22 protein-coding genes are annotated in these 22,641 nt (G+C 72.0%); 12 read left to right on the forward strand and 10 right to left on the reverse strand.

Annotated elements, in window-relative coordinates:
• Nucleotides 1-6: 6 nt before the first annotated feature.
• Nucleotides 7-1,071 carry an MGDG synthase family glycosyltransferase gene (locus tag AF1_RS18125; RefSeq protein WP_067800191.1) on the forward strand — a complete coding sequence of 355 codons (1,065 nt, stop codon included), beginning with the start codon at nt 7-9 and terminating at the stop codon, nt 1,069-1,071.
• Here the strand turns inward: AF1_RS18125 and AF1_RS18130 are convergent.
• The 4 genes from AF1_RS18130 to sigJ all read right to left on the reverse strand — a co-directional run bounded on the left by AF1_RS18130 (nt 1,049) and on the right by sigJ (nt 5,677).
• The gene (locus tag AF1_RS18130) at nt 1,049-1,915 is read right to left on the reverse strand and encodes a DMT family transporter (protein WP_067800195.1); all 867 of its coding nucleotides are present in this window, start codon (nt 1,913-1,915) and stop codon (nt 1,049-1,051) included. The genes AF1_RS18125 and AF1_RS18130 overlap by 23 nt on opposite strands.
• On the reverse strand, nt 1,912-2,805 hold the full coding sequence (locus AF1_RS18135; RefSeq protein ID WP_084263065.1) for a DMT family transporter: 894 nt from the start codon (nt 2,803-2,805) through the stop codon (nt 1,912-1,914). Before AF1_RS18135 ends, AF1_RS18130 begins: the two co-directional genes overlap by 4 nt.
• A gap of 161 nt (nt 2,806-2,966) precedes the next feature.
• Complete coding sequence (locus AF1_RS18140; protein ID WP_067800201.1) at nt 2,967-4,601, reverse strand: GMC oxidoreductase; 1,635 nt, start codon at nt 4,599-4,601, stop codon at nt 2,967-2,969.
• Nucleotides 4,602-4,771: 170 nt separating this feature from the next.
• A complete protein-coding gene (sigJ, locus tag AF1_RS18145) occupies nt 4,772-5,677 on the reverse strand; it encodes an RNA polymerase sigma factor SigJ (RefSeq protein WP_067800204.1) in 906 nt (301 codons plus the stop codon).
• A 162-nt stretch (nt 5,678-5,839) separates the two neighbouring features.
• On the opposite strand from sigJ, the gene AF1_RS18150 reads away from it, so the two are divergent.
• Nucleotides 5,840-7,306, forward strand: a complete 1,467-nt coding sequence (locus tag AF1_RS18150; protein ID WP_207394125.1) for an MFS transporter — start codon at nt 5,840-5,842, stop codon at nt 7,304-7,306.
• On the opposite strand, the gene AF1_RS18155 is transcribed toward AF1_RS18150, so the two are convergent.
• The 3 genes from AF1_RS18155 to AF1_RS18165 all read right to left on the reverse strand — a co-directional run bounded on the left by AF1_RS18155 (nt 7,299) and on the right by AF1_RS18165 (nt 10,709).
• A complete protein-coding gene (locus AF1_RS18155; protein WP_067800210.1) occupies nt 7,299-8,570 on the reverse strand; it encodes an MFS transporter in 1,272 nt (423 codons plus the stop codon). The genes AF1_RS18150 and AF1_RS18155 overlap by 8 nt on opposite strands.
• Nucleotides 8,549-9,724 carry a glycosyltransferase family 4 protein gene (locus AF1_RS18160; protein ID WP_067800214.1) on the reverse strand — a complete coding sequence of 392 codons (1,176 nt, stop codon included), beginning with the start codon at nt 9,722-9,724 and terminating at the stop codon, nt 8,549-8,551. Before AF1_RS18160 ends, AF1_RS18155 begins: the two co-directional genes overlap by 22 nt.
• A 67-nt stretch (nt 9,725-9,791) precedes the next feature.
• A complete protein-coding gene (locus AF1_RS18165) occupies nt 9,792-10,709 on the reverse strand; it encodes a hypothetical protein (RefSeq protein WP_242608923.1) in 918 nt (305 codons plus the stop codon).
• 44 nt (nt 10,710-10,753) lie between these two features.
• Between AF1_RS18165 and AF1_RS18170 the strand changes: the two genes are divergently transcribed.
• Nucleotides 10,754-11,590, forward strand: coding sequence for a 2,3,4,5-tetrahydropyridine-2,6-dicarboxylate N-succinyltransferase (locus AF1_RS18170; RefSeq protein ID WP_067800218.1), 837 nt, complete (start codon nt 10,754-10,756; stop codon nt 11,588-11,590).
• 54 nt (nt 11,591-11,644) lie between these two features.
• Here the strand turns inward: AF1_RS18170 and AF1_RS18175 are convergent, their stop codons facing one another.
• Nucleotides 11,645-12,319 carry a 4'-phosphopantetheinyl transferase family protein gene (locus AF1_RS18175; RefSeq protein ID WP_067800221.1) on the reverse strand — a complete coding sequence of 225 codons (675 nt, stop codon included), beginning with the start codon at nt 12,317-12,319 and terminating at the stop codon, nt 11,645-11,647.
• A gap of 35 nt (nt 12,320-12,354) precedes the next feature.
• Between AF1_RS18175 and dapE the strand changes: the two genes are divergently transcribed.
• Nucleotides 12,355-13,431: a succinyl-diaminopimelate desuccinylase gene (dapE, locus tag AF1_RS18180; RefSeq protein ID WP_067800224.1), complete on the forward strand. Its 1,077-nt coding sequence runs from the start codon at nt 12,355-12,357 to the stop codon at nt 13,429-13,431.
• Nucleotides 13,428-14,231 (forward strand): LOG family protein, encoded by an 804-nt coding sequence (locus tag AF1_RS18185; protein ID WP_067800227.1) that lies wholly within the window; start codon nt 13,428-13,430, stop codon nt 14,229-14,231. The genes dapE and AF1_RS18185 overlap by 4 nt, the downstream gene beginning before the upstream one ends.
• Nucleotides 14,232-14,308: 77 nt before the next feature.
• Here AF1_RS18185 and AF1_RS18190 read toward each other — a convergent pair whose 3' ends face one another.
• Nucleotides 14,309-15,067, reverse strand: coding sequence for a hypothetical protein (locus tag AF1_RS18190; protein ID WP_067800230.1), 759 nt, complete (start codon nt 15,065-15,067; stop codon nt 14,309-14,311).
• A 102-nt stretch (nt 15,068-15,169) separates the two neighbouring features.
• Nucleotides 15,170-15,667, reverse strand: a complete 498-nt coding sequence (locus AF1_RS18195) for a helix-turn-helix domain-containing protein (RefSeq protein ID WP_067800233.1) — start codon at nt 15,665-15,667, stop codon at nt 15,170-15,172.
• Nucleotides 15,668-15,875: 208 nt separating this feature from the next.
• Between AF1_RS18195 and AF1_RS18200 the strand changes: the two genes are divergently transcribed.
• From AF1_RS18200 to AF1_RS18230, 7 genes are all read left to right on the forward strand, one after another.
• Nucleotides 15,876-16,115, forward strand: coding sequence for a helix-turn-helix domain-containing protein (locus tag AF1_RS18200; protein ID WP_165488421.1), 240 nt, complete (start codon nt 15,876-15,878; stop codon nt 16,113-16,115).
• Nucleotides 16,116-16,244: 129 nt separating this feature from the next.
• On the forward strand, nt 16,245-17,051 hold the full coding sequence (locus AF1_RS18205; protein WP_067800239.1) for a hypothetical protein: 807 nt from the start codon (nt 16,245-16,247) through the stop codon (nt 17,049-17,051).
• Between the two features lie 9 nt (nt 17,052-17,060).
• Entirely contained in the window at nt 17,061-17,414 is a 354-nt protein-coding gene (locus AF1_RS18210; protein WP_067800242.1) for a hypothetical protein, read from the forward strand.
• Between the two features lie 258 nt (nt 17,415-17,672).
• Nucleotides 17,673-17,903: a hypothetical protein gene (locus AF1_RS18215; protein WP_067800244.1), complete on the forward strand. Its 231-nt coding sequence runs from the start codon at nt 17,673-17,675 to the stop codon at nt 17,901-17,903.
• A 36-nt stretch (nt 17,904-17,939) separates the two neighbouring features.
• Nucleotides 17,940-18,311, forward strand: coding sequence for a peptidoglycan-binding domain-containing protein (locus AF1_RS18220; RefSeq protein WP_067800247.1), 372 nt, complete (start codon nt 17,940-17,942; stop codon nt 18,309-18,311).
• 83 nt (nt 18,312-18,394) lie between these two features.
• On the forward strand, nt 18,395-19,525 hold the full coding sequence (locus AF1_RS18225) for an enolase C-terminal domain-like protein (RefSeq protein WP_067800250.1): 1,131 nt from the start codon (nt 18,395-18,397) through the stop codon (nt 19,523-19,525).
• Nucleotides 19,526-19,556: 31 nt separating this feature from the next.
• Nucleotides 19,557-22,641 (forward strand): FAD-binding and (Fe-S)-binding domain-containing protein (locus AF1_RS18230; protein WP_067800253.1); only part of this gene is annotated, 3,085 nt, incomplete at its 3' end.

The raw sequence follows: 22,641 nt of genomic DNA on the forward strand, positions 1-22,641 counted from the left end.
CAAGCGATGGGCAAACGAGTGTTAATTCTGACGGCGGGCATGGGGGCCGGGCACGACGCGGTCGCGGCGGAACTGGCCCGCCGGATGACGGCGCAGGACGTCGAGGCGTCCGTCCTGGACGTGCTGGACCTGGTTCCGCTGCGGCTCGGGCACGGGCTGCGGCGGATGTACGCGGGGATGGTCCGGTCCGCGCCGTGGCTGTACGAGGGGATCTACCGGTCGTTCTTCGTGTCCCGCCGTCCGCCGCCCGCGTCGCCGCTGACGGCGCTGATCGCGGCGCGGCTGGAGCGGCGGTTACGGGAGCCGGCGCCGGACGCGGTCGTGTCGACGTTCCATGTCGCGGCGCAGGCGGCCGGGCGGCTGCGGGACGCGGGGCGGCTCACCGTGCCGTCGCTGGTGCTGGTCACCGACTTCGCCGTGCACCGGATGTGGCTGCACGCGGGCAATGACCGCTACCTGTGCCCGGACGAGCGGTCCGCGCGGACGGTGCTGGAGCGGACGGGCCGTCCCGCGACCGGCCACGCGCCCGTGGTGCGGCCCGAGTTCCGGTGGGCGCGGCGTGCGGGGGACCGGCTGCGCACCGTGGCCGGGGCGGCGCCGGACGACCGGCTGGTGCTCGTTTCGGCGGGTGCGTGGGGAGTCGGGCGGGTCATGGAGACGGCGCGCGGCCTGGCGGCGTCCGGGCGGTATGTCCCCGTGGTGCTCTGCGGGCGGAACGAGCGGCTGCGCCGCCGGGTCGGCGGCGTCGCGCTGGGCTGGCGGGACGACATGGCGGAGCTGATGGCGGGCGCCTACGCGCTGGTCGACAACGCGGCCGGGCTGACGTGCCGGGAGGCGTTCGCGTGCGGGTTGCCGGTGATCTCCTACCGGCCGATTCCCGGCCACGGGCGGGACGGCGCCGTGGCGATGGCACGTGCCGGGCTGAGCCGTTACGCGTGCTCGCCCGGCGAGCTGGTCGAAACGCTCGACCGGCTCAAGGACGAGGCGGTGCGCAAGAGGCGGATCCGCAGGGCCGGTGCGCTGTTCGACGCCGTCCCCGCCGAGCGCGTCATCCGCTCCGTGCTGGGGTGACGGTGTGCTCCTCGTGCAGCAGGGGGGAGCGGGCGATCCCGATGCTGCCGGCCAGGATGAGCGCGACGCCGATGACCTCCGGGACGATCCACGGGCCGCCCCGGACGTGCTCGTCGAACAGCAGGAGGCCCAGCATGATGCTCGCGACCGGGTCGGTCACCGTGAGCGCGGGCTGCACCGCGACGAGCGTGCCGGCGTGCAGCGCGCTCTGCAGCATCATCAGGCTGGCGAGGCCAGTCAGCGCCATGGCGTAGATCGGCCAGGACGTGAGCGCGGTGACGATCCCGTCCGCGAAGTCCTCGGTGACCTCCTTCATGAACGCGGCCGTCAGCGCGAACCCGAGCGAGGTGGTCACGCCCAGCAGGACGGCGCGGACGGGCCCGCTGATGAACCACGCCGCCGCCACCAGCCCGGCGGCGCAGCCCAGCGTGCCCGCCACCGCGATGATCCAGGCGGCGCCGCCGGGCTTGCCCTGGCCCCCGGACGGTGAGGCGGCGGACAGCAGCACGGCGAGGCCCACGGTGAGCAGCAGGACCGCCGTCCACGGGACGCGCCGGAACCCGCGCGGCGGCAGCCAGGCGATGAGGATCATGGTGAACGGCAGTTCGGAGGCCAGGATCGGCTGGACCAGCGCGAGCCCCGCCTGCGACAGCGCCGCGGCCTGCAGCAGGAACGCGACGATGAGCGCGGCGATGCCGCCGAGCCACAGCGGGCGGCGCAGCATCTCCAGGATGAGGGCCGGGCTGAACGTCCCGGCGGGCGCGGTCTTGGTGGCGCGCCGCTGCAGCACGGACGCGAGGGCGTTGCAGGCGCCGGTCAGCACCCCGAGCAGGACGGCGATCAACGGCTTGTCACCCCATCCGCTGACGCGGCCACGCGCTCGCCGGGTTTGCCCAGGTACGGCGAGCGGCCGAGGACGATGATGCCCGCGACCATCGCCGCGAGCCCGAGCGTCTCCAGCGCGAGGCGGGGGGTCGAGACCCGTACCTGCTCCCCGAAGATCGCGATGCTGAGCGCGATGCCGGTGAGCGGCTCGGCCGCCGTGGTGGCGGGCAGCGAGATCCGCAGCGGCGCCGCGTCGAAGGCGCTCTGCGCGAACAGCAGCCCGAGCGTCCCGATGACCAGCAGGCTGTAGGGCTGCCAGGTCAGCAGCGCGGCGATGACCCCGTGGTCGACGCGGAGCAGGACGCTGCGGGTCAGCGTGTCCTCAAGTCCGTAGAGCAGCCCTGCGCCGCACGCGAGCAGTATCGCGCGGACGCGCAGGTCCCGGTGCAGGCCGCCGACCGCGCACAGGGCCGCGAGCAGCAGCACGGCCGCCCCGGCCGCCCAGCGGAACGACAGCGCGCCGGGCGCGGTGCCGCCCCGCGGCAGCCCGACCCCGAGGAACAGCGCGACGCCGCCGGTGAGCAGCAGCGCCCCCTGCCATTCGGTGCGGCCGAGCCGCTCCCGGTAGATCACGTGCGCGGCGAACAGCGCGAAGATGAGATTGGTGGTGAGCACCGGGGTGACCTGCGTGACGTCGGCCATGTTCAGCGCGGCCGCGAAGATGATCTGCCCGATGACCATCGAGCCGATGCCGGCCAGCCACAGCCGGCTGCGCAGCAGGTCCAGCAGCAGCCGCGGGTGCAGGATCTTCTTCAGCGGCTCCCGGAAGGCCGCGTGCTGCTGCGCCACGAACCCGAGCCCGATGAAGCACGCCGCCACCACGGCGATGGCCATCCCGAGAACGCTCATCCGAACCCACGATCCCCCCGACCGGTCCGTCAGGGTCCGCCCCTACCCGAGGGGCGCGGACCGAACCGGACATCGTCCCCGGACGAGGCCGGATCCCGGCTCCGCGCGGGCGGAGAAGTCCGGCCACACGCGCCCGTGGCCGGATTTTCCGCGGCGCGTGGTCACAGGTCGGTGGTGATGATCTTCTCGATGTTGCGTTCGGCGAGGGCGGTGATGGTGACGAACGGGTTGACGCTGGTGTTGCCGGGGATGAGCGAGCCGTCGATGACGTAGAGGCCGGGGTAGCCGGGCAGGCGGCCGTAGTTGTCGGTGGCCTTGTTCAGGACGGCGCCGCCGAGCGGGTGGTAGGTGAGGTGGTCGCCCCAGATCTTGTAGGTGCCGAAGAGGTCGGTCCGGTAGATCGTCCCCTCCTTTGCGTTGATCTTGTCGAAGATCGTCTTGGCCATGTCGATGCTGGTCTGCTTCCAGGCCGTCTGCCAGTTCAGGTCGGCCTGTCCCGTTGCGGCGTTCCAGGAGAACTCGCCCCGCCGCGGGGTGTTGGTGATCGCCAGGTAGAAGGAGGCGTAGGTCTCGATGCCGGTGGGCAGCGGCGCGATCTCGGCGAACGCGCCGCCGGCGTCCCAGTTGTCGATGCCGCCGGTGGGCATGGACGACTGGAGGCTGCCGGTCGGGTCCCACATGTGGTTGGCGCGGCCGCACATGACGTTGCCGTTCTCGCCCCAGCCCTTGCCGGTCTCGCCGTTCAGGCCGGGCAGCGCGCCGGTCGCCTTCAGCTTGACCAGGAGCTTGCTGGTGCCGACGCTGCCGGCCGCGAAGAACACCCGGTCGGCGGTCACGGTCTTGGTCGCGGTGGTGGCGCCGGTCGTGTCGATCTGCTCGATGACGACCGTGTACCCGCCGCCGGACAGGGGCGACACCGACGTCACCTTGTGCAGGGGCGAGATGGAGACGCGGCCGGTGGCCTTGGCCTGCGCGAGGTAGGTCTGCTGCAGCGACCTCTTGCCGTAGTTGTTGCCGTAGATGACCTCCGCTTCCAGTGCCGACTTCGGCACCGCGCCCGCGGCCTCCTGCTTCATGTAGTTGAAGTCGTACACGTTCGGGACGTAGACGAACTCGAACCCCGACCGCTGGGCGTGCTTCCGCCCGACCCGGGCGAACTGGTAGCAGGCGGTGGTGTCGAACCAGGTCCGGTCGATCTCGTTGACGCCCAGGCCGGTGTTGGCGCGCGGGTAGTACACGTTGTACATCTCGTCGGCGTTCACCGAGGGCAGGATCGCGGCGAACCGCGACCGCTTCGGGGTGACCGCCATGCCGCCGTTGACGAGCGAGCCTCCGCCGACGCCGCGGCCCTGGTAGACGGTGATGCCGGGGAACTCCTCGGCGTCCAGGATGCCGGTGTAGCGGGGGACGTCCTTGTCGAGCGGGTAGCCGAGGAAGTTGCTGAGCGGCTGTTTGGTCCGGGTCCGCAGCCAGTAGGACCGGTAGTCGGGCGTCCGGGTGTTGGCGAAGATCTTGCCGTCCGAGCCCGGCGTGTCCCAGGCCATGCCCATCTCGACCATGTGGACGTCGACACCCGCCTGGGCGAGCCGCAGTGCGGCCACGGAGCCGCCGTAGCCGGTGCCGATGACCAGGGCGGGCACGCGGGCGCCGTCCCCGATCGGCCCGGCGGCCGCCGGGGCGGCGGACGCACCGGTCCGGCTCATCAGCCCCAGCCCCAGAATGGAACCGGTTCCGACGAGGAATCCGCGGCGCGATACGCGGCCGGGTTCTCGTTTGGGCATGGTGAAGTCACTCATGCGTGACCTCCCTCACTGGTGCGGAGAATGGAACAGGTTCTATATGGCCGTGAAAGGGAAGTCACTAGCTACTCAAAAGTAACTTTCTTGTCGTCACGCACCTGTGTTGCCAGGTCACGGACGGTTAACCAAGTGCTTGCTTGGACATCGGCGCCGGGTGTGCGCCGCCCCTAGACGTCCTCGATGTGGGCGAGCTTGTCGGGGTTGGTGACGGCGTAGATGCCGCGGATGCGGTCGCCGTCCGGCCCTAGGTCGAGCACCATGACGGCGAACGGCGCGTCCGCCTCGAACAGGACCGCCGACGGGTCGCCGTTGACCGTCCGGTACCGGATGTCCAGGTTTTCGGGGCCGCGCGTGGCGGTGCCGGCGATGACGCGCCCCACCTTGTCGGCGCCGTGGATCGGGCGGAGCGCCGCCGCGCGCTTGACCTTGCCGCCGCCGTCCGTCCACAGCGTCACGTCCGGCGCCAGGAGGTCCATCAGCGAGTCCAGGTCGCCGCCCAGGGCCGCCTGGAGGAACCGCTCCGTCACCTGCCGCTGCACCTTCGGGTCGGCCTGGTAGCGGGGACGGCGCGCGTGGACGTGCTCGCGCGCCCGGTGCGCGAGCTGCCGGATCGCGGACGGGCTGCGGTCCAGGATCGGCGCGATCTCGGTGTGCGCGTACCCGAACACCTCGTGCAGGACGAACACCGCCCGCTCCAGCGGCGTCAGCGTCTCCAGGACGACGAGCAGCGCCATCGAGACCGTCTCGGTGCGCTCGGCGGACTCGTCCGCGCCCGCCTCGCTCACCAGCGGCTCGGGCAGCCACGGCCCCACGTACGCCTCCCGGCGGCGGCTGATCGCGGCCTGCCGGGACAGCGCGGTGTTGACCGCGACCCGCACCAGGTAGGCGCGCGGGTTCTCGATCTCGCCGGCGTCGCCGTCGCCGCTGCGGGCCGCCCACGCGAGCCACGCGTCCTGCAGGACGTCCTCGGTGTCGGCGACGCTGCCCAGCATGTTGTAGACGACCGAGAACAGCAGCTCCCGGTGGTCGGCGAACACGCTTGTCGCGGTCTCCCCGGCGATGTGCTCCGGCATGGCCCGTCCTCCTGTGCGCTCACCCCTCAGAGAGCCCGCCCGCCCGAAGTGTGACATCCCCCGGCGGAATGTGATGTGGACCTCATCCGTGGGCGACGGCGTCACACTCGGGGCCTTTCACCGCCTCCTGGGTCACGAAACCACATGGACTCGGAGGACCTCATGGCGAACTCGCAACCGTCCTTCCTCGCGACCGGGCGCGGCAAGCTGACGCTGACACTGCTGTGCACGATCGCGTTCCTGGACTTCATCGACGCCTCGATCGTGAACATCGCACTGCCCGCGATGCGCAGGGCTCTGGACTTCTCCCTCCAGGACCTGCAATGGGTGCCGTCCGGCTACCTGCTGACCTACGGCGGGTTGATGCTGCTCGGCGGCCGGCTCGCCGACCTGCTCGGACGCCGCCGTGTCGTGGTGACCGGCACCGTGCTGTTCTCGCTGTCCGCGGTCATCGGCGGGCTCGCCACCACGCCCGGCATGCTGATCGGCGCGCGGCTCGCGCAGGGCGCCGGGGCCGCACTGATGCTGCCGGGCACGCTGTCGATCCTGACCACGATGTTCAAGGAGGGCGGCGACCGGGGCAGGGCGCTCGGCGTGTGGGGCGGCGTCGCGGGCGGCGCGTCCGCCGCCGGGGTGCTGCTCGGCGGGCTGCTGACGGAGGGGCCCGGCTGGCGCTGGGTGATGCTGGTGAACGTCCCGGTCTGCGTCCTGGTGATCGCCGGGCTGTTCCTGCTCGTCGAGGGCGACCGGCGCACCGCGCGGCTCGCGAACTTCGACGTCCTCGGCACGGTCCTCGTCACCGGCGGGATGCTGCTGCTCGTGTTCACCCTGGTCAAGGCGCCGGAGGTCGGCTGGGACGCGGCCCGCACGATCGGCGGCCTCGCCGGGTCGCTGGTCCTGCTGCTCGCGTTCCTGTTCAACGAGCAGCGCGGACGCAACCCGCTGCTGCCGCTGTCGATCTTCCGCATCCGGGGGCTCGCGGCGGCGGACGTCACCCAGCTCGTCGCCGTCGCGGGCATCGGCTCGATGTTCTTCTTCCTCAGCCTCTACATGGTGAACGTCCTCGGTTACTCGCCGCTGGAGACCGGCTCGGCCTACCTGCCGCTCTGCTTCGGCGTCGCCGTCGCCGCGGGCGTCTCGTCCCGGCTGCTCACCAGGATCGGCACCCGCCCGCTGATGGTCGCCGGGCTGCTGCTCGCGGGAGCCGGCGTCTACTGGCTGTCGCGCATCCCGGTGGACGGCTCCTACCCGACCGACCTGCTGCCCGGCCTGCTGATCAGCTCGCTGGGGCTCGGTGCCGCGTTCGTGGCCGTCACCACCGCCGCCAACGCGGGCGTCCCGCCGGACCAGGCCGGCCTCGCCGCCGCGCTGCTCAACGCCTCCCAGCAACTCGGCGGCGCGCTCGGCCTGGCGATCTTCACGGCGGTCGCCACGTCCCGCACCAACGCCCTGCTCGCGGACCGGACACCGGTGCCGCAGGCCCTCACCGCCGGGTTCTCCCGGGCGCTGCTGGCGTGCGGCGTCTTCCTGGCCGCCGCGGCCGCCGTCGCACTGCGCGCCGCGAACAGCCACGGTGAGGCGGCCGAGGCCGAGATCGCGCCGGACCTCGAACCCGAACCCGTCAGGTAGCCGACATGTTCGCCGTGCCGGGGGGACGGATGAGGAACGTGCCCGCCACCACCACCAGGCCGGACACCGCCAGCACGAACTGTGCCGGTGCCAGGCCGAGGGGGGACGCGCCGGCCTCCGTCAGGAGGTCGGCGGCGGCGCCCGACAGCAGCGCCGCCAGCGCCAGCCCGAACCGCAGCACGGCGTGGAACGCGGTCAGCGCCAGGTTGCGCTCCACCCCGTCGAGCGCCTCCTGCAGGTAGGTGATGCCGCCCACCAGGGCGCTCGTCGCGGCGGCGCCGAACACCACCGCCCCGGCCAACGACCAGGCGACCGACCCCACCAGGCCCATCGACGCGATCACCACGCCCTGCGCGGTCGTCCCGAGCTTGATCTGCGTCATCAGGTCGCCCGCCTTGCGGTGGACCAGCAGCAGGCCGGTGAGCGCGCCCACCCCGAACAGCGCCACCAGCGCCCCGAACTCGACCGGGCCCGCGTCCAGGACGTTCCTCACGAACACCACGCCCAGCGAGAACAGCGCGCCCAGCCCGAGCGCCACCACCGCCACCCCCGGCAGGACGCTCCGCACCACCGGAAGCCTCAGCGCCTTGAGGAAACCGCCCCGCGCCTCCCGCTCGGTGTGCTCCATCCGCCGCTTCTCGGCCGGACCCGGCCCGAGATCGGGAATCGACCGGATGGCGAGGTAGGAGACGAGGTAGGTCACGGCGTCCAGCCAGAAGACGACGACGTACCGCCAGTTGCCCTCCCAGCCGGCGATGCCCGACACCCACTGCAGCAGGCCGAACGCGCCCGCGCCCACCGGGATCATCCCGTACGAGGTCGCCATCGTGATGCCGTTGGCCAGCTCCAGCGTGGCGGTGTCGTGCTCGCCCTCGTTCTCCTCGATGAGGAACGGGATCGCCGCGTCCCGGGCCGGCAGGAACACCAGCCCCACCACCTCGATGAGGAACGCCCAGAAGTACACCCACCCGAGCCACGGCACGAGCGGCAGCGCCACCGCCATGCCCGCCTGGACCAGGTTCGACCACAGCATCACGCCGCGCCGCCGCCACCGCGTCACCACCCGCGCCGCCACCGGAGCGCCCACCGCGGACGGGAACAGCCGCAGCACCAGCACGCCGCCCACCGCCGTCGTGGAGCCGCTCAGCTGCAGGACGAAGTACATCAGCGCGAGCGTGCCCATCCAGTCGCCGAACGAGGAGATCGTCTGCCCGACGATGAGCCGCCGGAAGTCCCGGCGGCTCAGCTGCTCCCTGAGTCCCATACGGGCTCCATCCCCGGACTCGCGTACCGCGACGGCGCATCGGGATAGGAATCGGACAGCAGGGCGGCGAGCGTCGCGGCGGCCGTGTCCCAGCTCCAGTGCTCGCAGGTCCACCGCCGCCCGGCCGCGCCCATCGCGGCGGCCCGCCCGGGGGAGGCGAGCAGCCGGTGCAGGGTGAGCGCCAGCTCGTCCGGCCGGGTCGCGTCCACCAGGACGCCCGTCCGCCCGTCGAGCAGGGACGCGGGGCTGCCGCCCGACCGCCCGACCACCACCGGCAGCCCCGCCGCGGACGCCTCCAGCACCGACAGGCCGAGGCCCTCGGTCTGCAGCCCGCGCCGGTCGTCCCGGCACGCCAGCGCGAACACGTCGGCGGCGGCGTAGTAGCGCGGCAGGTCCGCCACGGACACCGGGCCGGTGAGCGTGACCGTCCCGGGGCCGTAGCTGTCCGCCAGCTCGGTCAGCCGGTGCCGCATCGGGCCGTCCCCGACGATCACCAGCCGCGCGTCCGGGCGCCGCCGCACCACGTCCGCCCACGCGCGCAGCAGCATGTCATGTCCCTTGCGGCGGACGAGCCGGGCCACGCTGAGCACCACCGGCCCACCGCCGAGCCCGTGCCGCCGCCGCACCGCCGACCCGTCCAGACCCGGCCGGAACCGCACCGTGTCCACCGCCCCCGCCAGCCGCACCAGCCGCGTCCGGTCCCCGACGGCGCCCGCCAGCTCCGGCAGCGTCGCCTCGGACAGATGGGTGAGCGTGTCGAACGACCGGGCCGCCGCCCGCAGCGCCGCCCGCGTCGGCGGCGCCCGGAACCAGCCCAGCTCCTGCCCGTGCGCCGACCCGACCAGCCGCCGCACCCCCGCCGCCCGCACCAGCGGCGCGTACATCCCGAACGGCGCCGCCGCCGTGATCCACCCCGCCTCGACCCCGTACCGCGCGACGATCCGCCGCAGCCCGCGGAACAGCAGATACCCGTGCCGCCGCACCACCGGGAAACCCAGCCCGGCGTCGAACTCCGCGGCCCCCGGCCCGGCCGGCGCCACCACGACCATCCGCTCCGCGGGCAGCCGCCGCACCAGCTCCCAGGTGAACGTCTGCACACCCCCGGCCTCCGGCGGAAAGTGCCCGGTCAGCACCAGGGTCCGCGGTATCTCCATGCGGTGACGACTTCCCGTGAGGACGTGAGCCAATCCTGCTGCGGGTCCCGTCAAGGCCCCTCGGTGCTCAGTGGACGATGACGGCGTCGGGCGGGGCCGCCTTGTCCTGCGTCCAGCCGTCGTGGCCCGCGTCGGCCTGCCAGTGCTTTCCGGCGTACCGGACCTCGGTCAGCCCGTACGCCTGCGCGTGCGTCACCGCCCACGCCGCGACGGCCCAGCCCGCCCGCGGGTTCGTGACCTTTACCGCGTTCCAGGATTCGGGACGGGACGGGGCGCCCTGGGTGAGGGGGCTCGGGCCGCCGACCTTGAGGCGGCTGCCGAACGCGCGGCGCATCTCCCGGATCGCCTCCGGGCGGCGGGACGCGGTCTTCTTGCCCGGCGGGTACCAGCAGCGCGCCGTGGCCGGCTCCCGTCCGGTGAACGCCGCCGCGAGGAGCTTGCCGTCCCGCTCGTGCTGGGCGTAGGCGCTGCCGTCCGCGCTGCGCTGCACCCGCTGCGCCGCGTCGTGCAGGTCACGGTCCAGATAGTCCTTCACCTTGACGAGGGCGTCGAAGAACTTGCTGGTCGACTGGACGGGGTCGCGGAGCTTGTCGGGGGAGCCCCAGCCCTGCGACGGGCGCTGCTGGAACATGCCCACCGAGTCGCGGTCGCCCCCGGCCAGATTGTGGATGTGCGACTCCTGGATCGCGGTCGCGTACGCGATCACCGCGGCGCGCTCGGGCAGCTGCTTGCGGAACGCGACCGCGGCGATGGTGGCGGCGTTGGCGCCCTGCTCCAGGTCGAGCGGCATCGTCCCCTGGCTCGTGCGCACCTCGCAGCCGGATCCGTGCAGATACGGCCGGACCCGGTCGAACAGCACGAACCCGCCGACGGCCAGCAGCATCACGCCGACGGCCAGGCCCACCGCCCAGCGCAGGCCGCGGCGGCTCCCCCCGCCGTCCGCCCCCTCCTCGGGGCGCTCCTTCAACCTCGCCCAAACAGCCACGCGAAGAAGGTACCGGGGAATGGCCCCCAGTAAGCTCATGAGGCATGACCGAAACGTTCAGCAGCCCGATCTCCGGCGGCATCGACGAGCTGTGGGAGCGGCGCGCCGACCTCACCCCGGACGACGCCGACGCGCGCGCCGCCATCGTGGCCGCCGTCGACCAGATCGACACGGGCGAGGCCCGCGTCGCCCGCATCGACCCCGCGACCGACGACGTCGTCGTCGACGAGCGCGCCAAGCGGGCGATCCTGCTGAGCTTCAAGGTTCTCGGCATGGCCCGCGCCCAGGTCGGCGACTTCCGGTACCACGACCGCATCCCGCTGAAGAGCCGGCTGGACGGCGTCCGCGTCGTCCCCGGCGCCATCGCCCGCTGGGGCGCCTACCTCGCGCCCGGTGTCGTGCTGATGCCGTCCTTCACCAACATCGGCGCCTACGTCGACTCCGGCACGATGGTCGACACGTGGGCCACCGTGGGCTCCTGCGCGCAGATCGGCAAGAACGTCCACCTGTCCGGCGGCGTCGGCATCGGCGGGGTGCTGGAGCCCCCGAACGCCAAGCCCGTCGTCATCGAGGACGAGGCCATGATCGGCAGCCGCTCGATGATCGTCGAGGGCGCCCGCGTCGGCCGCGGCGCCGTCGTCGGCTCCGGCACGAACCTGTCCGCGTCCATGCCCGTCATCGACGTCGAGACCGGCGAGGAGATCAGCCGCGGCCGCATCCCCGACTGGTGCGTCGCCGTCGGCGGCACCCGCTACAAGGAGTTCAAGGGCGGCACCTTCGGCCTCCCGGCCGTGCTGATCCTCAAGCGCCTGGAGGAGGGCCGGCGCCACGACAAGGCGTCCCTGAACGACATCCTCCGCGACCACGGCATCAACACCTGACGGAGTGCCCCCCGGCGGCGTGCCCCCTGCCCGGGGCGCGCCGTGCGGCAGGCGTCAGGGGGGCGGGATCTCGGTGATCTTGAGGGGACGGGCGGTGAGGACGGCGGCGGAGGCGGCGTAGCCGGGGCCCGGAGTCAGGTCGGCCAGCCGGACGTCGGGGACGGCGGCCTCGCCGTCCCAGGCGAGAACCTCGGCGGGAGCGTCGGGGGCGGAGACGTGGATGTCGGTCATGGGCGCGGCCAGGCCGTGGCCCGTCGCCTTCAGGAGGGCCTCCTTGCGGCTCCAGTAGGCGTGGAAGCCGCGTTGCCGGTCGGTCATGGCGGCGAGGGCCTCCCGCTCGCGGGCGGTGAGGACCATCTCGGCGAGCCGGTCGATGTCGCGGTCGCTCTCCCGCTCCACATCCACCCCGACCTCGGCGCCCTCGGCGAGGACGAGCACGACGCGGTCCCCGGAGTGGGAGAGGGAGAAGTTCAGTTCGCTGCCGGGGAGGCGGGGCTTGCCGTGCTCACCGCCGCAGTGCGGGCAGCCGGTGGTGAAGCGGATCGCCTCCGGGGCCAGCCCGGTCGCCTCGGCGAGGACGGTGCGGGCGAGGAAACGGCCGGTGACGAAGCGGGCCTTGTCCTCGGGACGCAGGAAACGGTCGTAGCGGTCGCGTTCCCGGTCGTCGAGCAGGGCGTGCATCGGGGGCTCGTCCACCGGGACCGCCCAGCGGACGGCGCACTCAAGCATCTCCACGACTGCGATGATAGATAGCCTTGCTGCCCATGCGGCTTGATCTCTTCTCAGATGTGGCGGAGCTGACGGCGGCGATCGTCGACATCGAGTCGGTGAGCGGCGCGGAACGGGTCCTCGCGGACGCCGTGGAGGAGGCGCTGCGGGCCCTTCCGCACCTGGTGGTCGAGCGCGCGGGCGACAACGTGGTCGCGCGCACCGAGCTGGGGCGCGGCGAGCGGGTCGTGCTCGCCGGGCATCTCGACACCGTGCCGCTGAACGGCAACCTTCCGTCGCGGGTGGAGGGCGACCGGCTCTACGGGTGCGGCACCACGGACATGAAGAGCGGCGTCGCCGTCGCGCTGCGGCTCGCCGCCACCGTCACCGAGCCGACCCGTGACGTCACCTATGTCTTCTATGAGTGTGAGGAGATCGAGGCGGAGCGCAACGGGCTGCGGAAGCTGGCGGCGACGCGTCCCGAACTGCTCGCCGGGGATTTCGCCGTGCTGATGGAGCCGACGGGCGCGCTGATCGAGGGCGGCTGCCAGGGCACGATGCGCGTCGAGGTCACCGCGAAGGGGGAGCGGGCGCACAGCGCCCGCGCCTGGACGGGGTCGAACGCGATCCACTCGGCCGGGCGGATTCTCGACGTGCTGCGCGCGTACGAGCCGGCGCGTCCGGTTGTGGACGGCCTCGAATACCACGAGGGCCTGAACGCCGTGTTCATCTCGGGCGGCGTCGCAGGGAACGTCATCCCGGACGAATGCGTCGTCACCGTGAACTACCGGTTCGCGCCCGACAAGTCGCCGGCCGACGCGGAAGCGTATCTTCGGCGAATCTTCGCCGGCTTCGAGGTGACGGTCACCGATGCCGCGTCCGCCGCGCGGCCTGGGCTGACGCATCCGGCCGCCGCCGCGTTCGTCGCGTCCAGCGGGGCCGGCGTCCGCGCCAAACTCGGCTGGACGGACGTCGCCCGCTTCGCCGAACTCGGCGTCCCGGCCGTCAACTACGGGCCCGGCGAACCCACCCTCGCCCACACCAGGGACGAGTACGTCGAGATCCCGCTGATCGCCGAGTGCGAGCGACGTATGCGCATGTGGCTGGCCGCTCCTACTACCGTGGCCCCATGACTTTGGATGCGAATTCCCCGGCGCGGCGTCAAGGACCGGCCATGCTGCGGGGACGGGCCGTCCCGCAGACCACCACCGACCAGCGGCTGCTGGACACCCGCGGCCCGGTCGACTGGGTGCACGCCGACCCCTGGCGCGTCCTGCGGATCCAGGCGGAGTTCGTCGAGGGCTTCGGCCTGCTGTCCGAGCTGCCGAAGGCGGTCAGCGTCTTCGGCAGCGCCCGCACCAAGCCGGACTCGCCGGACTACAAGCTCGCCGTCGAGATCGGTGCCCGGCTGCACGAGGCCGGCTACGCCGTCATCACCGGCGGCGGCCCCGGGATCATGGAGGCGGCCAACAAGGGCTGCGACGAGAGCGGCGGCCTGTCCGTCGGGCTCGGCATCGAGCTGCCGTTCGAGCAGCGGCTCAACGACCACCTCGACATCGGGCTGGAATTTCGCTACTTCTTCGTCCGCAAGACGATGTTCATCAAGTACTCGCAGGCGTTCGTGGTGCTGCCGGGCGGTTTCGGGACGCTGGACGAGCTGTTCGAGGCGATCACCCTCGTGCAGACCAAGAAGATCACCCGGTTCCCGATCGTGCTCGTCGGGACGGACTTCTGGGGCGGCCTGATCGACTGGGTCCGTTCGACCATGCTGCCCTCCGGGAAGGTCTCCCCGTTCGACCTCGACCTGATCCACCTCACCGACGACCCGGCCGAGGTCGTGGAGGTCGTGGTCGAGGCGCACATCGCGGCCGAGCGGCGGCTCCGGGAGGAGCAGGCCGCCGTCGATGCCGCCGCGGAGGGCGCCGGCGAGTGATGCCTCCCCCGATGCGACCGGAAGGCCCCGGTGCCCTCCTTTGGACCCGGGGCTGAACACCCTCCAGGTTGGTCGTTCTATCGACGCGGGGACGGGTTACGGCCGCGCAGAGAGGCGTGGGCCGGGGGCCAGGCCGGCCGCCTGTCGACGTGCCGGACGTGAGACGCGGGTCGTGAACGGATGGTGACGGTGTTCAGGTCGATGTGCGGGAGTGCGGTGGACATGACGGCGGCCGGCAGCATGATCGTGGCGGCCGGTGCCGCGGCGGCGGAGAGCCCGGCCGTGCCCTTGACCACGAGGTTGCCGGGGAAGAGCGCGCACAGGCTCAGCAGGGGGATGGCGGACAGTTCCAGGAAGCCGGCCGGGCGGTGCTTCTTGGCGTTCTCCCGGAGCATCCGCGCCGCGCGTGACACCTGGCCGCGGCGCAGATCCCGGTTGAGCACGATGATGGTGCGGCCGCTCTGCTCACGCAGGTAGCCGAGGAGGCGGCCCGGCATCCGGGCCCGCGCGAACGGGCCGATCCGGCCGCGCGGCGCGGCCGCGGTCTGCAGGTGGCGCCACACCTCCCCGGCCCCCGCGTCCTCCACGTCGGCCGCCGCGGTGGCGTCCTCGCTCTCCTTTCCGCATTCGTTTCCGCTGATGAGAATAAGGGTGGGGTTCTCGGGGATGAGCGATACCGTGAGACACTGCCAGCCCCGAACCGACCGGAACGCGCGTTCCAGGTCGAGGGGCGGGTTCCACTGCTGTGTCACCGCGAGTTGGGTGCGCAGTTTCGCGTTCTCCCGGGTCAGACGGTCGATGGTCTCTTTGAGGCGCTGTACATCAGGAAAATCCATGACGTCTCCCGATCGCGTCCGTCGCGTCGTCCGCGCCCCCGGCAGCACGATGCTCAGGCAGGAACTGGGGTGCAAAGTCGCTTGCTACCCAGTTTGACGACGCTATATGTCGTCTGCCCGCTGCTGGCGATCTTGCTGATTTTCGAGAGACCTGGGAACCGGCCGCATGCGTTTGAGCAGCACACCTGTGACGGCCGCCCATTTATCCTCATCATCGGCGAGGGATTTCGGCGCGTCCCAAATAAAGCGTAGGAACGGGTCGCCGGCCACCTCGTCGGGATAGCCGCCCTCCTGGGCGGGTTCGGCCGCCGGGGCGGCGGGGGAGGCGGTGTCCACGGGGACGGGGTCGTCGCCTTCGAGAATTGCGCGGAAGCTGCCGCGGCGCCAGCCGAGCCGATCCTCCAGCGGGATGATGACGCGGTCGGTGTAGTCCCTGCCGCGGCCGGTCTCGATCTTGTTCACCACGGACAGCGAGGGGCCGCCCTCGGCGGCCAGGCTCGCCTGCGAGCCGAAGCCGAGTTCGATCCGGCGCTGCCGGACCATCTGCCCGAGCCTGCGCCATGCCGCAGGCGGGTACTCGGGCTCGTCGAGATCATTCAACGTGATCAGGCTCCTTCTGTGTCGCGGGGTGACGGCCTGACACGGTGCGTAAGTGTAGCGGAACAAAACGGACTTTGAGGAGTCGTAACGCGTTTTGGGGGGTCGGCCGTCCCTGGCTTCCACAACGAAGTGCATCGGATAACACATGTCATGGTTAAAACGCGTCTTGAAGCTGCGAGACGCACAGAGATGCGTTACTCTTTCGGTCATGTCGAGCTCTCCAGGCAGCGAGATCCCCGTGGAACGGCTTCTGTACACGCCGCAGGAAGCCGCAGAGATGACGTCGTTCACCCGTGACTGGCTCGTGCGGGCCGCAAGCCGGGGGGAGATACCGCACCGCCGATACGGCAAGCGCCTGTTCCGGTTCGCGCACGAGGACCTGGAAGCGATCAAGGACATGGGCGCCTGCCCGGCCGAGCCGGCCGAGCGCTGGGACCGCTCGAACTGATCCCCACGGGTGGACGGCCGCCCGCGACGGCCGTTCCTGACACGCCCCGCCAGAAGGACTAACACGTATGAACACCGCACCACCCTCTCCCCGCGCCGTGCCCGGCGCCCCCCTCCCCGGGGGTGCCGGATGAACTGGCTCAGCCAGGGCACCATCGACGGCCTGGCCTCCTCCATCGCCGAACACGAGGTCGCCATCGAACGGGCCCACGAGGAACTCGAAACGCACCGCAAGGCCGCGTTCGAGGTCATGGAGATCTTGCATCGGCACCAGGGGCTCGCCGCCGAGGCGAAGTTCCTCCTCACGATCGCGCACGGCACCGCGCCCATCCCGTCCCCCGGCGAGATCCGCGAGGTCGCCACCGAGGAGGAGGGACTCGGCCTGGCCATCGGCAGCATCCGGATGGCGCTGCCGCCGGACGCCACCCCCGCGCAGTTCGGGCACCTCGCCGAGTCGATGCGCGCGCTGTACGCGGCGGCGCACGTCGTCGCCCTGCACGCGGACGAGCGGGCACGGGCCGGCGGCCCGCCGCCGGCCGTACCGGAGCCGGAGATCCCGTCCTGCGCGCCCCGCGCCTTCGCCTCGCTCATGGGCTGCCTCGTCTGCGTGGACAACGCCGACGGCACCCGGGACATCGGCCTGCTCAGCTCCGTCGAAGGGGGGCAGCTCACCCTCCTGGACGAGGACGGCGTCCCCGCCGCGTGGCCTTTGCTGGACGAGGTCCTCGCCGTCCGGCCCTGGCCCCCCGCCGAGGAACTGGAAGGGCAGGAGGCCGCCGTCCAGGACGGTTCCGAACCGGGCCCGGCGGCGAACCCCCCGGCCGGGCACCGGGAGCCGCGGCCGGAGATGGCGCAGGCCGGGGCCGGGCCGCGGGCCGGCGGTGCGGTGTCGCTGGTCCGCTGGAACGGGCAGGCCGAGAGCGCCGCCGGAATGTGAGGAAGAGCGGTGAGCGGAGAACATGCCTGGGCCACCGTCCTGACCGTGACGATCGTGCTGACCGCGCTGACGTTCGCCGTCCAGCGCCGGCGCAGTCTCTACCGGAAGGCGGCCGACACACTGGCGCAGCTCGGCCGGGCGGAAAAGGCGGTTCGGCTCATCGCCGCGCAGCGCGACGAGGCGGTCGCGGCGCAGAACCGGGCCGAGGCGCTCGAATCGGCCGCGCTGCGCGAACACCGCTCGCTGACCGAAGCCTGTTTCGACCTCGCCAAACGCTGGGAATCGCTGCCCCCCGAAAGCTCCCGCGCGCACGCCGAGCAACTTCGCAGGGTCGCCCGGCTGCACAGCTGGGACCTGCACTGAAAAGACCTGCACCGAAAAACCGCTGAAAGCGACGTCGTCTCCTGATTGGGGGAGAGGGAGGCGACCTCCCCGGGGGCGGGTCTCGGATGGGGGAGGAGATCCGCCGTCACCGGCGGCCACGCCGTCCACACCGGCGTGGCCGCCGGCCGTCCCGTCATTCCCCTGAACCCGGCCGTTCCAATCCCCCGGCCGCCTCAATCCCCAGGCCGTTTCTTCCCCTGGCCATTTCGAATTCCAATGGACGGTAGTGAGCAACACATGACCTTGCACGAACCCAACGTCGCCCCCCTTTCTCTCCTGGAGCCCTCCGACCCGGCCTACGGAACGGACGCCGCACTCCCCCTGCCCTCCCCCGGACGTTCGCGGCTGTGGACGGAGGTCGCGCTGATCCTCTGCGTCATCGCGCTGGCGCTGCTCGGCGCCCTCGTGATCGGTGTCGAGATGTCCCGGCTGTCCGCGGCGCCCGGGATCTGCCTGGCGCCGCGCTGATGCTCCGCAGGTGATGAGTACGAAGGGTGGATTCCAATGAACAATGACGTGATCAAGGCGAGTGTGACGTCGTCCGAATACGCCGTGCCGGTCCAGTGGGCGCCGTGGCTGCAGCGGGGGCTCGGCGGCAAGCACCGCCGGCCGCGCCGCAACCTCGTTCAGATGATCAAGGGCATGCCGGCCTTTCCGCGCCGGACGCTGAAGTACGACGGCCCGGGCACGCCCATCATGAACGGGATGGACGTCGAGCGGTGGCAGCGGCAGGCGTGCAAGAAGGGCTACACGCTGCGCGTCGACGGATGGTACGGGCCGCGGTCCTGCAAGGTCGCCAAGTGCCTGCAGGAGCGTGCGGGCATCACGGCCGACGGTGAGATCGACGCCTTGACGTGGGCCGCGACCTGGAACTGAAGCCCGCACGCAGGACCCCTCGGCCGTGTTCGTTTCGGCCCCTCTCCCCGCGGTAGTAGACGCACGTGGGAAGGGAGGGGCCGATGCGCGTGGGGGGCGATGCGCGGGTCGAGGACGTCGGGGTCCACGCCTTCGAGGTGCCCACGGACGGGCCTGACGGCCTGGAGGAGGACGGCACCCTCCGGTGGGACTCGACGACCATGATCCTCGTGGAGGCGCGGGCCGGCGGGAAGGCCGGGATCGGCTACACCTACGGTGACGCCTCCGTCGCGGCGTTCGTCCGGTCGAAGCTCGCTCCCGTGGCGCGGGGCGCCGACGCGCTCGCCCCGGCCGCGGTGTGGGAGCGGATGTTCGCCGGCATCCGCAACGCCGGGCGTCCCGGCGTGGGCGCGATGGCGGTGTCCGCCGTCGACATCGCGCTGTGGGACCTGAAGGCGCGGCTGCTGGACGTCCCGCTGGTCACGCTCCTGCCCGCGTTTCACGACCGCGTCCCCGTCTACGGCAGCGGCGGCTTCACGAACTACCCGCTGGACCGGCTCACCGCGCAGCTCGGCGGCTGGGTCGGGCAGGGCATCCCGCGGGTGAAGCTGAAGATCTCCCGGCGGCCGGCGGAGGACCCGCGGCGGCTCACCGCCGTCCGCGACGCGATCGGCCCGGACCCCGAGGTGTTCACCGACGCCAACGGCGCCCTCACCCGCAAGCAGGCGCTGTACTGGGCGCGGCGGCTCGCCGAGGAGTGGGACGTCCGGTGGCTGGAGGAGCCGGTGAGCTCCGACGACACGGCCGGGCTGCGGCTGGTGCGCGACGAGGGCCCGGGCCGGCTGGAGGTCGCGGCGGGCGAGTACGGGTTCGTCCCGAAGGACTTCGCCGACCTCCTCGACGGGCCGGCCGTCGACTGCCTGCAGGCCGACGTCACCCGCTGCGGCGGCGTCACCGGCCTGCTGCAGATCGCCGGCCTGTCGGCGGCGCGGCAGATCGACCTGTCGGCGCACTGCGCGCCCGCGGTGTCGGCGCACGCGTTCTGCGGGGTGAAGCGCCTCCGCCACCTGGAGTACTTCCACGACCACGTCCGCGTGGAGCACCTGGTCTTCGACGGGAACCTCAGCCCGGCGAACGGCGCGCTCCGCCCGGCGACCGACCGCCCCGGCCTCGGCCTGGAGGTCCGGTGGGCCGACGCGGAGCCGCATCGGGTGTACGGCGCCCGCGCGGCCTGACCGACGACTGAACGAATGGGGGACGACGCACATGGTGAGGCTGCAGACCGCCGAGACGCGGCAGGTCCCGGCGAAGACGGCTCCGTCGGTTCCGGGGCCGCCGCGCGGACGGCAGGTGATCGAGGTCGGGAAGCTGGCCCGCGCCCTGCGCAAGGCGGTCGAGGGCGAGGTCCGCTTCGACGCCGGGTCGAGGGCCATGTACGCCAACGACGCGTCGAACTTCCGGCAGGTGCCGATCGGCGTGGTGGTCCCGAAGACGCTGGACGACGTCGTCGCCGTCCACCGCGTCTGCAAGGAGTACGGGGCGCCGGTGCTGAACCGGGGCGGCGGGACGAGCCTGTCCGGCGAGACCGTCAACTACGCGGTCGTCATCGACCACTCCAAGTACCTCACCCGGATCGGCGAACTCGACGTGGAGAACCGGCGGGTGACGTGCGAACCGGGCGTCATCAACGAGGACCTCAACCGGCATACCGGCAAGGCGGACCTGGTGTTCGGGCCCGATCCGTCCTCGCACTCCCGGTGCGTGATCGGCGGCAACATCGGCAACAACTCGTGCGGCATCCACTCCGTCCAGTCGCAGCTGTACGGGCCTGGGCCGCGCACGTCCGACAACGTCCACGCCCTTGAGGTGGTCACCTACGGCGGCGACCGGTTCTGGGTGGGGGTGGACGAGGAGAAGGACCTCGACGGCATCATCGCGGCGGGCGGACGCAAGGGCGAGATCTACGCGGCGCTGCGCGACCTGCGCGACCGGTATGCCGATGCCATCCGCGCGGGGTTCCCGCCGGTGGCGGAGATGCCGCGGCGGGTGTCGGGCTTCAACCTGGACGAACTGCTCCCGGAGAAGGGGTTCAACGTCGCCCGCGCCCTGGTCGGCACGGAGAGCACCTGCGCGACGGCCCTCCAGGCGGTGCTGCTGCTCACCCCCGCGCTTCTGCAGCGGACGCTCGTCGTCGTCGAGTACCCCGACATCGCCGACGCCGCCGAGCACACCGGTGAGATCATCGAGAGGTTCCGGCCGATCGGGCTGGAGGCGCTCGACCACCGGCTCATCGAGGACCAGCGGCAGCAGGGCAAGAACCTGCCCAACATCGAGGAACTGCCCCTCCAGAACGGCGGCGCGTGGCTGCTGGTCCAGTTCGGCGCCGACACCGAGGAGGAGTCGGTCGGCCGGGCCGCGGAGTTCACCGAGTGGCTCATCGGCGAGAAGGGCTACGACCGCGGGCGGATCGTCACGGCCAAGAGCGCGCAGGAGGGCGGTGCCAGCGGGAAGCTGTGGGCGATCCGCGAGGCGGGGCTCGGCTCGACCGCGTTCCCGCCGGGCAAGGACCACTGGCCCGGATGGGAGGACTCGGCGGTCCCGCCGGCCAGGACGGGAGAGTACGTCCGGGCGCTGCGCCGCGTGATGCGCGGGCACGGCATCGACGGCGCCATGTACGGGCATTTCGCGCAGGGCTGCATCCACTCCCGGATGAGCTTCGACCTGCGCAGCGCCGAGGGCATCGCCCGCTACCGGAGGTTCATGGAGGACGCCGCGGACCTCGTCGCCTCGTTCGGCGGGTCGGTGTCCGGCGAGCACGGGGACGGGCAGCAGCGCGGCGAACTGCTGGAACGCCAGTACGGGCCGGAGCTGATCCGGGCGATGCGCGAGTTCAAGCGCATCTGGGACCCGGACGGCAAGATGAACCCCGGCAAGGTCATCGACGCCTACCGGCTGGACGAGGACCTGCGGCTCGGCGCCGACTACAACCCGCCGCGTCCCGCGGTGAAGTTCGCCTACGAGCAGGACGGCGGCGACTTCGCGCACGCCGCGCTGCGCTGCATCGGCGTGGGGGAGTGCCGCGTCCCGCACGCGACCACCACGATGTGCCCCAGCTACCAGGTGACGCGCGAGGAGAAGCACAGCACGCGCGGACGGGCCCGGCTGCTGTTCGAGATGCTGCGGGGCGAGGTCATCACGGACGGCTGGCAGTCCAAGGAGGTCGCCGAGGCGCTCGACCTGTGCCTGGCGTGCAAGGGCTGCACCAACGACTGCCCGGTCAACGTGGACATCCCCACGTACAAGTCGGAGTTCCTGTACCACCACTACAAGTCGGCGCGGCGGTGGCGTCCCCGGTACGCGTACGCGTTCGGATTCATCGACCAGGTGGCCCGGATCGCCTCCCGGATGCCGGAGGTCGCGAACTTCGCGATCCGCACGCCCGGCCTCGCCCGGCTGGCCAAGCTCGCCGCGGGCATCGACCGCAGGCGCCCGCTGCCGCGCTTCGCGCCGATGACGCTGCAGGAGTGGTTCCGCCGGCGCGGCGGGACGGCCAACCCGTACGGGCGGCCGGTCGTGCTGTTCCCCGACACGTTCAACAACCACTTCCACACCGATGTCGGCGTGGCGTGCGTGGAGGCGATCGAGGCGGCCGGCTGGCAGGTGATCATGCCGGAGCGGCACGTGTGCTGCGGCCGTCCGCTCTACGACTACGGCTTCCTCGACATGGCCGAGCGCTACCTGCACGACGTGCTGGACGTCCTGCGCCCGTACGTGCGGGCCGGGACGCCGGTCGTCGGGATGGAACCGAGCTGCCTCGCCGTCTTCAAGGACGAGCTGACCAAGCTCCTCCCGCACGACGATGACGCCGCCCGGCTCGCCGCGCATTCGCACCACTTCGCCGAGTTCTTCCAGGCGTACGACATTCGTCCGCCCACGCTGCCCGGCGGGGGCAAGGCGCTGCTCTGGGGGCACTGCCACCATCGCGCCACCGGCGGCGTCGACCCGGACGAGAGGCTGCTCGAACAGATGGGGCTGGAGACCGAGAGCCTCAAGGGCGGCTGCTGCGGCCTGGCCGGCTCGTGGGGGTTCGAGAAGGGCAAGTACGGCATCTCGATGGACTGCGGTGAGCAGGCACTCCTGCCCGCCGTGCGGGACGCCGACGACGCCACGGCCATCGTCGCGAACGGGTTCTCCTGCAAGACCCAGATCGAGGACGCCGAGACGGGACGGCGGGCCCTGCACGTCGCGCAGCTCATGCGGCTCGCCCGGGAGAGCGACCGTCCCCTCGGCGGGCGGCCCGAACGGGCGCGGCGCACGCGCGGGCCCGCTCCGCCGCCGGCCCGCCGCGCGG

This window comes from Actinomadura formosensis NBRC 14204, assembly GCF_001552155.1.
GTDB lineage: Bacteria > Actinomycetota > Actinomycetes > Streptosporangiales > Streptosporangiaceae > Spirillospora > Spirillospora formosensis.

Coding starts and splice junctions, on each gene's coding strand:
- AF1_RS18160 (WP_067800214.1), bottom strand. CDS start 9,724: ATGGAGATACCGCGGACCCTGGTGCTGACCGGGCACTTTCCGCCGGAG.
- AF1_RS18200 (WP_165488421.1), top strand. CDS start 15,876: ATGTCGAGCTCTCCAGGCAGCGAGATCCCCGTGGAACGGCTTCTGTAC.
- AF1_RS18135 (WP_084263065.1), bottom strand. CDS start 2,805: ATGAGCGTTCTCGGGATGGCCATCGCCGTGGTGGCGGCGTGCTTCATC.
- sigJ (WP_067800204.1), bottom strand. CDS start 5,677: ATGCCGGAGCACATCGCCGGGGAGACCGCGACAAGCGTGTTCGCCGAC.
- AF1_RS18220 (WP_067800247.1), top strand. CDS start 17,940: ATGAACAATGACGTGATCAAGGCGAGTGTGACGTCGTCCGAATACGCC.
- AF1_RS18125 (WP_067800191.1), top strand. CDS start 7: ATGGGCAAACGAGTGTTAATTCTGACGGCGGGCATGGGGGCCGGGCAC.
- AF1_RS18175 (WP_067800221.1), bottom strand. CDS start 12,319: ATGCTTGAGTGCGCCGTCCGCTGGGCGGTCCCGGTGGACGAGCCCCCG.
- AF1_RS18190 (WP_067800230.1), bottom strand. CDS start 15,067: ATGGATTTTCCTGATGTACAGCGCCTCAAAGAGACCATCGACCGTCTG.
- AF1_RS18185 (WP_067800227.1), top strand. CDS start 13,428: ATGACTTTGGATGCGAATTCCCCGGCGCGGCGTCAAGGACCGGCCATG.
- AF1_RS18170 (WP_067800218.1), top strand. CDS start 10,754: ATGACCGAAACGTTCAGCAGCCCGATCTCCGGCGGCATCGACGAGCTG.
- AF1_RS18155 (WP_067800210.1), bottom strand. CDS start 8,570: ATGGGACTCAGGGAGCAGCTGAGCCGCCGGGACTTCCGGCGGCTCATC.
- AF1_RS18215 (WP_067800244.1), top strand. CDS start 17,673: ATGACCTTGCACGAACCCAACGTCGCCCCCCTTTCTCTCCTGGAGCCC.
- dapE (WP_067800224.1), top strand. CDS start 12,355: ATGCGGCTTGATCTCTTCTCAGATGTGGCGGAGCTGACGGCGGCGATC.
- AF1_RS18150 (WP_207394125.1), top strand. CDS start 5,840: ATGGCGAACTCGCAACCGTCCTTCCTCGCGACCGGGCGCGGCAAGCTG.
- AF1_RS18225 (WP_067800250.1), top strand. CDS start 18,395: ATGCGCGTGGGGGGCGATGCGCGGGTCGAGGACGTCGGGGTCCACGCC.
- AF1_RS18205 (WP_067800239.1), top strand. CDS start 16,245: ATGAACTGGCTCAGCCAGGGCACCATCGACGGCCTGGCCTCCTCCATC.
- AF1_RS18140 (WP_067800201.1), bottom strand. CDS start 4,601: ATGAGTGACTTCACCATGCCCAAACGAGAACCCGGCCGCGTATCGCGC.